The organism is Paenibacillus sp. Soil522, from assembly GCF_001428245.1.
Lineage (GTDB): Bacteria > Bacillota > Bacilli > Paenibacillales > Paenibacillaceae > Pristimantibacillus.
Genome location: NZ_LMRV01000033.1, coordinates 132,930 through 147,180, shown reverse-complemented (window position 1 = coordinate 147,180; position 14,251 = coordinate 132,930). Strand labels below are relative to the sequence as shown.

Sequence of the window (14,251 nt, the reverse complement as noted above, 5' to 3'; positions counted from 1 at the left end):
GATTCCACTCCGTTCATCACGCTGCCATTACCGCAAAGCAGCGTTATTTTTCCCACAATAGAAAACGACATTTCCACTCCAATTATAGTTATAGTAAGAGCAACAATGCAATGGAATGGCCGCCTCTACGGCTGATTACAAAAACTCGGTATCGGAGGATTTAATGCATGTTAAAAGTTGCTATTATTGGCGCGGGCGCCATTTCGGGCGCACATATTGAAGCTTATTTAAAATTCGGGGACCGCTGTGAAATCGTTGCGGTTTCGGACATTTACCAAGAGAAAGCACAGCAGCTTATCGAGCGCTTCAATCTGAGCGCGAAAGCGGTAAAGGAATATAAAGAGCTGCTTCATGAGGATATCGATCTGGTATCGGTCTGCACGCCGCCTTACACTCACGCTCCAATTGCCGTTGATTTCCTTGACGCCGGCAAGCATGTCATCGTCGAGAAGCCGATGGCCTCTTCGCTTGAAGAATGCGATCAAATGAATGAAGCGGCAAAGCGCAGCGGCAGCATCCTATCCGTTGTCGCTCAAAACCGGTTTAAACCGCCAATGATGAAGCTTAAATCAGTGCTTGACCGTGATCTAATCGGCAAAATCGTTCATGCGCAGGTGGACTCCTTCTGGTGGCGCGGTCACTGCTATTATGATTTGTGGTGGCGGGGCACGTGGGAGAAGGAAGGCGGAGGCTGTACGTTGAACCATGCGGTTCATCATATCGATGCGCTGCTGTGGATGATGGGCAAGCCGAAGGAATTGCAGTCTTTTATGACCAATGTGTCGCATGATAATGCTGAAGTAGAGGATCTATCCATTGCTATGCTGCGATATTCCGATGGCGCGCTGGCACAAATCACAAGCTCCGTTGTTCATCATGGCCAGGAGCAGCAGCTCATCTTCCAAGGCTCTAAAGCGAGAATTTCTGCGCCTTGGCGCGTAACGGCATCTCATTCTACGGCAAACGGCTTCCCTGAGCCGAACGAATCGCTTGAAGAAGAAATTCAAAGTATCTATGATCGTTTGCCAGCGGTCAAGCATGAAGGGCATGCCGGCCAAATCGATAATGTGCTGACCGCGATTGAAACCGGTTCGCCTGTACTTATCGACGGGGTTAGCGGACGCGATACGCTGGAGCTGATCGTTGGCATTTATAAGTCCGCCAGTCTCGGAGAGAAGGTACAATTTCCGATTAGCCCGAAGGATCCATTTTATACGAGGGCAGGCATTCAAGCGCAGGCTGTTCATTTCTTCGAGAAGAAAAATACGGTTGAGAACTTTCCGGTTAGTAAAATTACGACCGGAAGTGATTACAAAGCTTAGTTCAGATCTACCTGCTAAGCGACGTTCAACTAAAAAAAGGAAGCGGCGTGAACAACCGCTTCCCTTCTCTGAAAATCAATTTACTCCCTAACCCAGCCGTCCTCTATTTCCAGCTCGCGGATGATCTTTGCGGGGCTGCCGCCGACCAACACATTGTTTGGCACATTTTTATTAACGGTGCTTTTAGCCGCAATAACGGAGTTATCTCCTATGGAGACGCCGGGAAGAATGGTGCAGTCCGCACCGATCCAAACATTATTGCCGATCGTTATCGGTTTGCTGAGCTCGCTTTTATCGGCAGAGTCCACACGGTGGTAATTGCTGTCAAAAATACTCGTTCTTGGACCGATTTTGACGTTATCTCCGATGACGATTTTTGTATTGGCCGCAATTCCTACGCCGGCATTAACGTACACATTATCCCCGAAGGTCAGGTTGGCGCCTTTGGTGCTCGTAATTTGAACGGCCCAAGGATGCCCGACGATGGAAAGATTTTTTCCGACCCGGATTTCCCCAAATTTGTTGACGAACACTTTTCCCCGCAGCCTTGCTACTTTCCCGAATTTGTACATCCCTTTAAGCTTATAAAGTACGCTGATCAACTGCATATGACAACCCCCTATTCCCTATAGTACGCTTATCGCATATTATATCAGAAATTTATGAGATTATTGAACAAATATTATTCAAAATGAATAATTCTTTAGAAAGCCGGTTTCATTGCCCATACTTCCATCGATTTGACCGTCACGCTGACATCACCCAAAATTTGCAGCCCGAGAGCATCCGGGCGGCTCGGGTAAACCCGGGTCGTCAGGCTTTTCAACTCGTTGGCGTATACCTCTACCATCGAACGGTCCAAATACATATGAAGCTTCAAATTTTCGCCGTTCAAATCCAACCGTCCACCTTGAATCCCCCGGTCCCAATCCGCCAAATCGTCCAGGGAAGACTTGTTGCGGTTTACCTTCAATGCCGATTCCATCATGTTGTAATATATTAGGGTTTCCTCTTCGCCTCCCGGCGAACGGCGAAATTTGATTCCCCAACAATCGGATGTGCCGCTCTCCAGCTCCAGACGGATTTCCAGCATATCGCCTTTTACATTTATCAATAAATCGTTGGCCTGATCAATCGCTTTATTCTGAATCGAGATCATCTTTTCTCCCCGCAATTGTTCCAGCTCTTCAATCGGCCTCACTCCGAGACGGCCGTCTTCACGAAGAAAGATACTGACGGGTATCCCCGCGTTGTGGGCATAACCCGCATCATAATTGATCTGGGCCGTCCGGACTCCTTGAGATATGGTAAAGATAAGCTTCCGTCCCGTTTTCGGATCGACCATCCCGCTGGGGCCCGTAAAATGGAAGTCGCCGACATCGATCAACTGAGGCTCGTTAACATCCGGGATAAACCGCATCGCCTCTCTGTCAAAGGTGCCGATCCAGTAGAATACTTCTACGTCGGCCTCCGGACCGAGAGGACTGATCAGCAAAATATGCTTTTCCTTTCCGCTGTTGTCCTTGCCTAGTGGAAGAAAAACAGGAAGCTCCCACATGTTACCGAGGTAAGGATATTTCTCCGGATCACTTATATAGAAAGGTCCTTTGTAATCCCAGTCGATCATGTTCCCGGACGTATAAGCGAGAGCGGTTCCTCCTTGTCCGTCGGTGCCCGAACCGATCAGCAGATACCAGATATTACCCTCCTTCCATACGAAAGGATCGCGGAAATCGCCGAACATTCCTTGCCCTTTCTCCTGGACGATGACGGGAACAGGATGTTTTTCCCAATGGACCAGATCGTTGTCCCCGTCTTTCGGAAATGTGCTTCTCGCAAGCCCAACCCGTTGGTTCGGTACCTCACTGTCGTTACCTGCGGTAAAGAACAGGGCCGGAATGCCATTCTCGTCGTAAACGGCGCTTCCCGACCAATCTCCGTCTGGATCAAGGCCGTTGTCCTCCGGAGCAAGAGCAAAGGGCAGGTCTCGCCAGTGTGCCAAATCATCACTGACCCAATGGCCCCAGTGAATGGTATGCATATATGGCCCATGCGGATCGTGCTGGTAGAACAAGTGGTATTGGCCGTTAAAATAAATCGGGGCGTGCGGCTCGTTCATCCAATGCTGCGGCGGACTAAGGTGATACTGTGGGTGGTGCCTGTCGTTTTTCAGCACACCGCGGTCAAGCTTGATGTCGTCGTATGGTAAAGCCGGGATCGTACCTCCGTGAGGAGCAACGTAATCCAGGAAAGCCTGTCCCACTTCCTCCGGGGATAGTGCTCTGCCGAAAATTTTCAGTTCGTCGATCAAACCACTGTACATGTTCAAGGTATACGGAGTGTCACCCAGCACAACCCCCTGGTTGTTTTTTCCGATAAGAAAATCCGCTCCGCTTGGCGTTATCGGGGCATCGCTGGCTATGTACTTCGCGGTAACCTCCTGGCCGTTGAGGTAAAGTTTGATTACGCAATCCCTGCGGTCATAAGTTGCCACCAGATAAGACCACTGGTTCAGCGGAATCGGATGGCCCTCCGCCCAAACTTCGACCCATTCACCGTTCAGCCCGAGCTGCAGCGACCAGGTTCCGTGACGGAAGATGCCAAAAATATAACCTTCCTTCATTTCCCGGTTATGCTGATTGACAATGGGAGAAAGCCTGGAATCTATTCCTTTCTCAAAAGAACGTGGTGCCACCCAAGCCTCGATCGTAAGCGCATCCAGAGAACGGGTTAATTTCTCCACCGGTCTAGAGATCCATGTGGAATAACCATCAAAAAGCAGAGCATTGCCGCTGACCCCTTTTTTCCTCAACGGATCCTGCGAATCCATATACCGCACTTCGTTAAACACATATTCGATCTTATCCTCAATACCGGTTGCAGCATCCGTCGCATACTTTCCTTCTTCCTCATCAAAAGACCAATGTGCGAGTAATCCCCGATTATCTTCCATACCCTCTTCTTCCTTTCGAAACTTGAATTTTTTATCTTTACGGATTGAAGTCATCTAAATAGTAATGGCAAAATTTATTCTCAACAATACCAGTATTCTTCTATATGCAACAAATAAAATTTCATTGGGATAGCCCCATATCCTCACCTCGTCATGCATGGTAGAATTTATGTCAGAGCCGACGATCGTAAATCGGAACAAAACAAGGGTAAGGAAGGTCTGCACGATGCCGGACAAATCCAAAAAAAATTATATGTTGTCTTCCGTTAAAAATGCGCTTCGCATCCTGAACAGCTTCTCGATAGAGACTCCAGAGAAACGGGTCAGCGACTTGGCTTTCGAGCTCGGCATAGGCAAAAGCACCGTGAGCCGCTTATTAAGCACATTGGCCAGCGAAGGTTATGTCATGAAGGAAGGAGATAACCAGAAATATCGGTTGGGGCTCCAGATATTAGCGTTAAATAGCATTGTCACTTCCCAATTGGAGATTAACCATGCGGCACTTCCTGTATTGAAAGAATTGGTCCGGGATACAGGGGAGGCTGCTCTCATTTCCATATTGGAGGATGAGGTCGTTTATATAGAGCAAATGGAGGGCTCTCATCCGGATCCCGTTTTGACATACGTTGGCGGCCGAAACCCGGTCCATTGTACTAGCGAAGGAAAACTGTTATTGGCCTTTCACGAAGCGGCAAATATCAAACGGATTTTGGCGAACGGTTTGACGGCCTACACTCCAAAAACCGTCACCGATCCGCGCATTTTACGAAAGCAGCTAGCCGACATCCGCGAAACCGGCTTTTGCTATTGTGAATCCGAGTACATGGAGGACATTGTTTCCTACGCAGCCCCCATCAAGGATTACTCGAAAGGCGTGGTCGCGGCGTTAACGTTGGTAGTTCCAGTTCAACGCCTGCAGCATCAACCACTAATAAACGTACAGAAAAAAATCATGAAGGCGGCAAATGAGATCTCCAAAAACCTCGGCTATTTTGGCCCATAAAATTGTGCAGAAAAAAAGCAGTCCATCCTCAACCGAGGGCGGGCTGCTTTTGCTCTATTATCTTCATCAGCCTTTGACAGAGCCGATCATAACCCCTTTTTCAAAATATTTTTGCAAGAAAGGATAAAGAACTAAAATCGGCAGAGTAGATACGATAATAACGCCGTATTTGATTTGATCCGCATATTTTTGCGCATAACCTCCAGCATCTCCGCCAGTGCCCGCCCCATTTTGAAATACCTGATTTGACAATAAAATATCTCTTAGGACGATCTGCAGCGGCTGTAATTGATTATCGCGTATATAAATCAATCCCGTAAAGAAATCATTCCAATGACCGACCAAGTAATAAAGTCCGACAACTGAGATCAACGCTTTTGACAAGGGCAGCGCAACTTTAATAAAAAAACCGAAATGAGAGCAGCCGTCGATTGCGGCCGCTTCATACAATTCAGACGGCAAAGACGATTCAAAAAACGTTCGTGCGATAATCAGATAAAACACATTCACGCAAAACGGCAGGATAAACATCCACATCGTATTTGTAAAGTGCAGATCCTTCATCAGCAAATAAGTCGGAATCAAGCCGCCGTTAAAGAACATGGTGATGACAAAGGCAAGCATGATGAAGCGTCTTGCCCGAAATTCCCGTCTGGAAAGCACATAGGCTGCCGGCAATGTGATTAATAAATTGACTAGCGTTCCGGCAAACGTATAAAAAACAGTATTGCGGTATCCGGTCCAAATCCGGTCATCCTGAAAAATTTGATTGTATCCGAACATGCTAATATTTTTCGGCATAAAAAGCACTTTTCCGGTCGATACAAGCGTAGAGTCACTAATAGAGGCAATGACAATAAAATACAGCGGATATACAATCGACAAAAAGATCAGTACGCACATGACAAATAAAAGGAGCTTAAATAATATTTCACTAACGTTTAAACGGGTACCGCCCATAACCAATCCTCCTTCGGCAGCTAACTAGAATAAGCTCGTATTGGAAGCTTTCTTTGAAATCGCATTCATGGCAAACAAGAAGATAAAATTTATGACCGTATTGAACAAGCCAATGGCCGAAGCATAACTGAACTGATTGGATACAATACCGATCTTGTAAACATAAGTGGCGATAACCTCTGAAACAGGCAGGTTTAAAGAATTTTGCATCAAGAAGATTTTTTCAAAGCCCGTGCTGAGTATATTCCCCATACTAAGTATAAACAGGATCACGATCGTCGGGACAAGAGCTGGGAAGTCGATATAGCGTATCGTCTGCCATCTGCTCGCTCCGTCTATTTTTGCCGAATCATAAAGCTGAGGATCGACAGTCGAAAGTGCAGCCAGATAGATAATGCTGTTCCAGCCGCAATGCTGCCAAATGTCGGATACGATATTGACCGGTATAAAGGTAGAGGTAGAAGCGAGTAAGTTGATATCCCCAAAACCGATGGATTTCATAAAATATCCGACAATGCCTGTTTCCGGCGATAACAGGACATTCATCATACCCACCAGTACAATAATCGATATAAAGTGAGGCAAATAAACCGTCGTTTGCATCAGCTGCTTCATTTTTTTTCTTTGAATTTGATTGAGGACGAGTGCCAATATGATCGGTGCTGGAAATCCGACAATAATGGTTGTGAAACTAATTAAAAACGTATTTGTCAATAAATCAGTAAACAAAAAGCTCTCGATAAATTGTTTAAAATAAAATAAGCCTCTCCATTCCCCTCCAGTAAGCCCCTTGCTGAAATCGAAATCTCTGAAAGCTAATTGAATGCCGTACATCGGAATGTAGTTAAACACGAAGATTGCGGCAATTGCCGGAAATATCATGATCCATAATTGAATATCCCGTTTGAAGGTGCCGAGTATCGTCCGAGAGCCCATAAGAAATTCTCCCTTTTTTTTGAGAAAGAAGCTATACCCTGCCTAAGAGCGGCATAGCTCCTTCCATCAAGTGATTTGTTTTACTTCTTGCTCATGTACTCATCATAGTATTTTTGCATGATCTCAATATTTTGGTCCAAGCCTGCTTTTTTGCTTTGTTTTACGTATTCGTCCCACTGCGCTTCCACTCCGCCTTTGGTCACCCATTTGGCAAAATTGGTATTGGCTAAATTCATCACGTTTGTGTTGCTGAGGCTCATCGCGTTATTATCTGCCGTCGTATACTTGATAAACATGCCCGGGAACACATCTTTTTCTGTATCGACACTTAAAGCATCTTTTAACGGCTCCGACTGCACGAGAACCTCTTGCATATCTTTACCTAGCGTCAAATTTAACGAATCGGCAATATACATCGGTCCGCTATCTGCCCAGGTGGAGGTCCATTTCCATGTACCCGGATCCATTTTTGAATCGGCCGGCGGCAGCACGCTGTATGAACCGTCGCCATTGTCCTTGATATTCGTGCCTAGCGAGCCGAATAATACCTGCATACTGACTTCTTGCTTATACAATTCATTGATGAATCTCATCGCTGCTTCTTTATTTTTCGTTTTCGCCGACATTACAATATGATTCACGCCATAGTTCAAAGTAGAGAAATCATAGCTCCACGATAATTTCCCTGAAAAACCGGCAGACTCTTTGAGCGGAGACATCGAAGTATACTGCGGCGCGAGCTGCTCGCCAAATCTGTCCGAAGCGACCCAGCCCCAAGTAAAGCCGACCTTCGCTTTATCACCTTCACCGCGGGCAACAGACTGAAATTTCGAATAATCATGGGTAAAGACCTCCGGATTAATCAAACCGGCTTTATAAAGCTTGTTGAGAAAAACGACCATTTTTTCATAACGTTCATCGGTTAAGAAGTTTTTCACTTTGCCGTCTTCCACAAAATAACCTTGACCGCTTCCGTCTGACAGCGTAATGCCCAATCCGCCTAGAAGGACAGCAGGGTTGAAAAATCCGCCAATACCGCCCGGCCAGTCCATCGGGATTTCATCATTCGGATCACCGTTTCCGTTCGCATCCTTCTCTTTGAATGCGACTAACACGTTATATAATTCATCCCAGTTCGTCGGCATTGCGAGTCCCAGGTTGTCCAGCCATGTTTGATTGATATATTGTCTCGTTGCGGACGCCGGCCAAAATCTTTGATATTTAGGCAAGCCGTAGATTTTGCCATCGGGCTGGGTCGCAATTATTTTCGTTTCCGGTTTGGAGGTGAACATCTCTTGCACATTTGGCGCTTGATCGAGCAGCCCGGTCAAATCCTGGAATAGACCTTGGAATTGCGCAAAATCAGCGTCCGTAATGACATTGGCTCCGACAAATAAATCCGGCGTATCACCGCTGGCCAGCATTGTCCCTTTCTTCTGGCCCCAATCCGCTGTGATCTCTTGCCACTCGATATCCACCCCAGCGGCATCCTCCGCCTTTTGCAGCCATTCCATTTCAGCCAGCGGCTTCGTCAATGGATGTTTCGCTATGATAGCCGTTAATTTAACCTTCGCACCGCCAGTATTGCCGCCAGCGTTTCCTGCTTCAGGGGATTGCTGATTGCCTCCGTTATTACTGCACCCCGCAATTAATGCAGTGCATAAACATGCTGTAAGAACAAGCTTCAACGCTTTTTTCATATTACATTCGCCTCCCTTTTCTATTTTGATATCGCTTTCATTCCAATGAATAGGACCCTCATTTTTAGCCCCCAAAATGGTTGTGGCTCGGTTGTCTCGGCTGCAGCGCTTGACTGGATCTATCTTAGCAAGCGGTTACATAAGGAACAATACGGAAAATCATTGGATTCCGGTGATTTTCATTAGATACTAGGGAAAACGATTAACCCCCTTTAATGGGCGCACGCAAAAAGAAGAAGCCCCGGCTATGCCGCGGGCCCCTTCAGCTCGTTACGGATACGTTCCTCTAAAAGCAGCATCGATCTTCGTTGAAACGCTTTGAAATGCTTCTTTGACGTTTTTCTTGCCCAGCCATATTTGATCGAGTGCCGGCTGTAAAATCGCCCTTATGTTTGCATTGTCTTTGATATAGTAATCGTACGAATTAACCCCATTCTCGATCGTCTGACGCATTACTGCATCCTGGTAGCCGTCCGGATGCCCCGGCTTCACATCCGCCCAACGTGCGATCAGCTCAGGTTTTGTGTAATAGTCCTTAAGCAGAGGCATCCACAAGCCGCTGGCGTGCAAATCGATTGCATTCTCTGAATCGAGCTGCCACTTGTAAAACAGCCATGCTTCGTTCGGATGTTTGGTTGCCTTGGACATGACCAAAGGTTCTCCGAACTGGATTGTCCTGCTTGTCTTCAACTTCGGCAGTATGCCGACGCCGTAGTTTACGCCCGCCGCGCCAAGATCAAGCTGAACCCATTGCCCATCGAGATCCATGGCGACTTTTCTGCTTTGCAGGGCGAGCGCAGGCTGCGGCAGGTTCTTCTCTTGAATCGGGGATGGCGCAACATGATGAACGTAAATCAGGTCCGCCAGCTTTTGGACGGCATCGATTACGGCAGGATCATCCAGATTCATCCTGCTGCCGTCAGGCGCGATGACGCTAGTATCGTTGGAAGGCACCATTAAGTGCCACATCCACGTATTGAAGCGTACACCGAATTGCGTAATATGATGGGGATCAAAATCCCGGCTTAAAGCATTATGACCGTTACGGTCGATCGTCAGCTTCTTCGCTGCCAGCAGGAATTGGTCCCATGACCAGGCATCTTCGGCTTTTACCGGCGGCAGCTCGATTCCGGCTTCATGAAGCATATCGGCATTATAGTAGAGAGCAAACGATTCTTCGGCTACCTTGACCCCGGCTACTTTCCCCTGCTCCCAATACATCACCGCGTTAGGGATCAGAGAATCCTCATTAATTTCCGTATCGGCGGCCAAAAAATGTTTTAGATTATAAAGCTTACCCTGTTCCGCCCATTGAAGAGCGGTATGCTTGTGCAGCATAAATACATCAGGCGCTTTGTTGCTTGCGTACATCGTCGTAAGCTTCGCTATATAGTCGCCGGGCTCATACACATACTTGACGGTAATCCATGGATACTTCTCCATGAATTTTTCAATCATACGTTCCTTGGCCTCCTTCTCGTTTGGAGAACCCCAGGAAGCGTAGGTCAAGACAACTTTATCCCTATTCCCATCAGCCGGTTCATGTTCTGTCGCATCATTAGATGGTGTGCTGCCTGCTTCCCGGCATCCGGCCAGCAGCAGCAACGCGCAAATGATCAGCATCACCGCCATACCGCGCCTGTCTCTCTTCACCCGCAGTCTGCCTCCTCTCATCGATCATTCGATTTCAGTTTTGTCCTGATGGCCGGGGCGCATGCCCATGCGAATCTGAATCGTCGTGCCGCTGCCTTCGGAAGAATAAATATCAAATCCATATTGGGGGCCATAAAGCAGCTTGATCCTTTTCTCCACGTTGGGCATACCTGTTGAGTGAACCTTGCCTGTCTTCATATTATCGATCTGGTCTTTGCCGATACCGATGCCGTTATCCGCGACGGAGAACAATACCATGCCGCCATCCTTCCACCCTTTGATCTTGATTGTCCCGCCATGCTCCTTCTCGACAAGCCCGTGAATGATCGCATTTTCAACAAACGGCTGCAAGAAAAGCTTAGGCACTTCCATATCCTGAAGCCCTTCTTCCACATCGATCTGGACATGGAACAGGTTCTCAAACCGGCTCGACATAATATAAATATACTTGTTCAGCCAATCCAAATCGGTTCGGAGCGGCCATGTTTCTTTCTTGTTTCTCGTCGACGTCTGCAGCATATCCGCCAGATTATGGATAATCAGGCTCATTTCCCGCTGGTTATTCTCAAGGGCAATCCAGTACAGCGTCGTTAGCGTATTGTAGAGGAAATGGGGATTGAGCTGAAGATTCAGCGCCATCAGTTCCGCTTCCTTTTCTCTTAGGCGCGAAGCGTAATTTTCTTCAATCAGCGTCTGAATACGACCGTTCATATGATTGAACATGTGGATTAAGTGGCCGAACTCGTCACGGCCATGCTCTGGAATATGAATGTGAAAATTGCCCCGCTCCATCAGCTTCATAGCCTTCTTAATCCGGCTGATCGGCTTCGTAATAAATACCGACATGACATATGCGAGGAGGATAGATACCATCAGCATGACAACCAGAAAAAGATTAGAATATAAACGCAGCGCATTCAGATCCTGCAAGGCGTCTTCCACCGGGATTTCAATATAGGACATCCAGCCGGTGCTTTGCATGCGGTGAAAGCTGATCAGCATGCTGCGTCCGTCTATCACTTTCTGGATGCTGCCATACTTCATCTTTATCGCTTCGTCAAGCCACGGAGGCGGTTCACGCCTAGCGACCCGGTTCGAATCGGAATCAATGACGACTGTCCCGTCCTCGTCAACAATCCCGTATGACAAATGATGAAACTCGCTTTTCCGCGCATAATCGGCGAACAGTCTTCCCACATAATCGGTAGTCAAATTGACCATCAATATCGGCTTCGTCATCGTCTGTGGAAGCGTATGGAAAATGCCCTTCTCGTCGATATAAGTCAGATTCAGCAGCTTTACAGCCGACACCAGCTTGCTGAACTCAAAGCTCAGGTTGGACATATCTTTCTCGCCCAAGGTTTCGGCATACCGGTACGTCGGAATCCACACCAGATCCCCTTGGCCTGAGAGCGACTTGTTATACAAGGAGGATTTAAAAAAACCTTCAGGCATAACGAACATTCTCGCCGTGTTCCCAAAGTTGTATTCGGGCGTCAGGATAAATGAAGCATAAATGTCTGTATCGCCGCCAAAATATTGGAACAAAATCTGCGTAATGCGCCGGTCTGCTTTCAACAGGGATTCATTATCGGACGGATCCACTTCGGTGATCATCTGGTACAATTCATTGTCGATTGGGAGCATTTCGCTTTTATCGCGGATCGCCTGAAGCTTTTCATCCAAGAGCTGGTTGTTGTTAATGAGCACATTCCCCAGGCTTTCCCTGACATTTGACAGCATATTTCGTGCACTGATCTGGTAGTAAGCAAAACCAAGAATTAATATGATAAAGCTTACCAACAAAAAATAGGTTGCAAGCAATTTGATCCGGAATTTTGCATTGGCGGCCATATCAGCCATTTTTCTCAGGATGCGCATCGGTTTGGCCTCGTTTAATCAGGATGAGAACATTCTACGAAATTCTTCAGGTGAGTATAAAAACATTTTTTTGAAAACCTTGTTGAAATACTTGATGTCCTTATAGCCGACTTGCCTTGCGATATCTACAACTTTTAGATCCGATTGCAGCAATAGGCTGCGGGCCTTCTGCATTCGCGTTTTCACAAGAAAATCGGTAAATGAAATGCCAAAATTATTTTTGAACAAAATACTAAAGTAAGACGGATTGTAGAAAAATCGCTGCGCAATCATTTCCAGCCCCAAATCCTCGTGCAAATTATCCTCGACAAACTCCCGGCATTTCTGCATAATCATCTCACTGCGTGAAGATTTATCTTTCTTCATCTGCTTTACTATGTCAGTAAGCAGCAGCGCCGCAGTGTCTTGGGTATCCCGAAAAGATTTGGACGCGAACAGCTCCTGTTCGATCCGGTTAGCGAGAACGCGGTATACGCCATCGTCAATGACTAGTTCGACGCGCTTCAAGCATGTTAATAGCAGCTGAATTGCACTGCACTTCAACCGAAAAGGCGCCCGATAGGCTGCCGCCATTTTATCCAATATGGAAGCAAGCATCGGTACAGCCATCTCTAGCTGGTTCTCTGTAACCGCCTTTTCCAAAGCATCGGTATCTTTGGTTGTGACAGGAGCGTTCGCGTCGTTCTTCAGCAGATTTTGCAGCTCAATTGCGGACAGCCATTTGCCCTCGGGAAAATAGTACAGGTACTGCAGCGCATGCTTTGCGCTTTCGCAGCACTCGCGGAGATCGGTTTCAATGTTGACGGATTCCTTCCCTATCACTGCACTAATGGAACGGCTGTATACGTTCTCCAACTGGAGCAGCGTCTTCCGAAGATTGTCCACAAATTCCGAACAAGGCACATCATGCCTCCATACCGTAATGACATAAAGCCGGTCTTTCTCATGCTCAGGAGCCATGACCACTGCCTCTGCGCCATTCGAATACGTTTGCAAAATAGCCCGCTTCAAGATGCTCTTCCACTCGAGCTCATGTTCCATCTGGTCACAGGACTTCGTTTCGAGAATCAGTACCGTTCCGTGTCCATTGAATGTAAAGTGGCGCTTCACTTCACTCCTTTCACCCGGCTGCAGCTCTTCCGTCATCCACTTGTACAACAGATGCTCCATATAAACGGGTTTCGTATGTGCCAGCTGATCGTTCAGGCTCTTCGTTTCCAATTGAAGGCTGCTCTCCCGCTTAAGCTGCATCTCCAAATCGGAAATAATCGGTTCAAGCTGCTCGGTTATGACCGGCTTAACCAGATAATCCTTCGCTCCGAGCCGAAGTGCCTGCTGTGCATAATCAAATTCATGGAATACGCTTACAAAAACAACCTTCGGAATCCTTGGACCGGCATTGTTCAGTGCTTTCAGGAAATCTATACCGTTAACGATTGGCATCTGGATATCCGTAAAAACAATATCCAGCTCACGGTTCTGCGCAACCTCAAGCGCTTCCTTCCCATTCTTCGCCTCGTGAACCTTATATTCCGGCCGCAGCGAGCGAACCATTGCGGCCAAGCCGCGCCGCTGCTTGGGCTCATCGTCGACCACCAAGATCTCCATTTTATTTGAAATCATAGCAGCATCCCCTTAGATGTAATACGAAACAATCATCTCTTCTTATTGTAGCGTTTACCTATTCTATTGGGAATGAAAGCGCAGGAGAAAATAGTTGGAAAAAGAGGAATCCCATTGGATTGTGTCTAAGAAAGCAGTAATCGATCGAAATCAAGAAATGGCGGTACAGGACTAACCCCTGCACCGCCATTTTCTCATCTTTTCGCGTCATTGTTGATCA

At 47.1% G+C, this 14,251-nt stretch carries 10 protein-coding genes; 2 read left to right on the top strand and 8 right to left on the bottom strand.

Annotation, left to right across the window (positions count from 1 at the left end):
- Positions 1–167: 167 nt before the first annotated feature.
- A complete protein-coding gene (locus ASG81_RS09425) occupies positions 168–1,322 on the top strand; it encodes a Gfo/Idh/MocA family protein (RefSeq protein ID WP_056632421.1) in 1,155 nt (384 codons plus the stop codon).
- 80 nt (positions 1,323–1,402) lie between these two features.
- Here the strand turns inward: ASG81_RS09425 and ASG81_RS33670 are convergent, their stop codons facing one another.
- Positions 1,403–1,930, bottom strand: coding sequence for an acyltransferase (locus ASG81_RS33670; RefSeq protein ID WP_155971377.1), 528 nt, complete (start codon positions 1,928–1,930; stop codon positions 1,403–1,405).
- A gap of 95 nt (positions 1,931–2,025) precedes the next feature.
- Positions 2,026–4,275 (bottom strand): GH32 C-terminal domain-containing protein, encoded by a 2,250-nt coding sequence (locus ASG81_RS09415; protein ID WP_056632419.1) that lies wholly within the window; start codon positions 4,273–4,275, stop codon positions 2,026–2,028.
- A gap of 226 nt (positions 4,276–4,501) precedes the next feature.
- On the opposite strand from ASG81_RS09415, the gene ASG81_RS09410 reads away from it, so the two are divergent.
- Entirely contained in the window at positions 4,502–5,278 is a 777-nt protein-coding gene (locus tag ASG81_RS09410) for an IclR family transcriptional regulator (protein ID WP_056632416.1), read from the top strand.
- Positions 5,279–5,344: 66 nt separating this feature from the next.
- Here the strand turns inward: ASG81_RS09410 and ASG81_RS09405 are convergent, their stop codons facing one another.
- The 6 genes from ASG81_RS09405 to ASG81_RS09380 form a co-directional block, all read right to left on the bottom strand.
- Positions 5,345–6,238, bottom strand: coding sequence for a carbohydrate ABC transporter permease (locus tag ASG81_RS09405; protein WP_056632413.1), 894 nt, complete (start codon positions 6,236–6,238; stop codon positions 5,345–5,347).
- Between the two features lie 24 nt (positions 6,239–6,262).
- On the bottom strand, positions 6,263–7,174 hold the full coding sequence (locus tag ASG81_RS09400) for an ABC transporter permease (RefSeq protein ID WP_056632410.1): 912 nt from the start codon (positions 7,172–7,174) through the stop codon (positions 6,263–6,265).
- 80 nt (positions 7,175–7,254) lie between these two features.
- Positions 7,255–8,874 (bottom strand): ABC transporter substrate-binding protein, encoded by a 1,620-nt coding sequence (locus ASG81_RS09395; protein ID WP_056632407.1) that lies wholly within the window; start codon positions 8,872–8,874, stop codon positions 7,255–7,257.
- A gap of 270 nt (positions 8,875–9,144) precedes the next feature.
- A complete protein-coding gene (locus tag ASG81_RS09390; protein ID WP_235548795.1) occupies positions 9,145–10,527 on the bottom strand; it encodes an ABC transporter substrate-binding protein in 1,383 nt (460 codons plus the stop codon).
- A 24-nt stretch (positions 10,528–10,551) separates the two neighbouring features.
- Entirely contained in the window at positions 10,552–12,408 is a 1,857-nt protein-coding gene (locus tag ASG81_RS09385) for a sensor histidine kinase (protein ID WP_056632404.1), read from the bottom strand.
- An 18-nt stretch (positions 12,409–12,426) separates the two neighbouring features.
- Positions 12,427–14,031, bottom strand: coding sequence for a response regulator transcription factor (locus ASG81_RS09380; RefSeq protein WP_056632401.1), 1,605 nt, complete (start codon positions 14,029–14,031; stop codon positions 12,427–12,429).
- Between the last annotated feature and the right edge of the window lie 220 nt (positions 14,032–14,251).

Bases quoted from the DNA above. Each gene is read 5' to 3' on its own strand.
- ASG81_RS09425 (WP_056632421.1), top strand. From the start codon at position 168: ATGTTAAAAGTTGCTATTATTGGCGCGGGCGCCATTTCGGGCGCACAT.
- ASG81_RS33670 (WP_155971377.1), bottom strand. From the start codon at position 1,930: ATGCAGTTGATCAGCGTACTTTATAAGCTTAAAGGGATGTACAAATTC.
- ASG81_RS09415 (WP_056632419.1), bottom strand. From the start codon at position 4,275: ATGGAAGATAATCGGGGATTACTCGCACATTGGTCTTTTGATGAGGAA.
- ASG81_RS09410 (WP_056632416.1), top strand. From the start codon at position 4,502: ATGCCGGACAAATCCAAAAAAAATTATATGTTGTCTTCCGTTAAAAAT.
- ASG81_RS09405 (WP_056632413.1), bottom strand. From the start codon at position 6,238: ATGGGCGGTACCCGTTTAAACGTTAGTGAAATATTATTTAAGCTCCTT.
- ASG81_RS09400 (WP_056632410.1), bottom strand. From the start codon at position 7,174: ATGGGCTCTCGGACGATACTCGGCACCTTCAAACGGGATATTCAATTA.
- ASG81_RS09395 (WP_056632407.1), bottom strand. From the start codon at position 8,874: ATGAAAAAAGCGTTGAAGCTTGTTCTTACAGCATGTTTATGCACTGCA.
- ASG81_RS09385 (WP_056632404.1), bottom strand. From the start codon at position 12,408: ATGCGCATCCTGAGAAAAATGGCTGATATGGCCGCCAATGCAAAATTC.
- ASG81_RS09380 (WP_056632401.1), bottom strand. From the start codon at position 14,031: ATGATTTCAAATAAAATGGAGATCTTGGTGGTCGACGATGAGCCCAAG.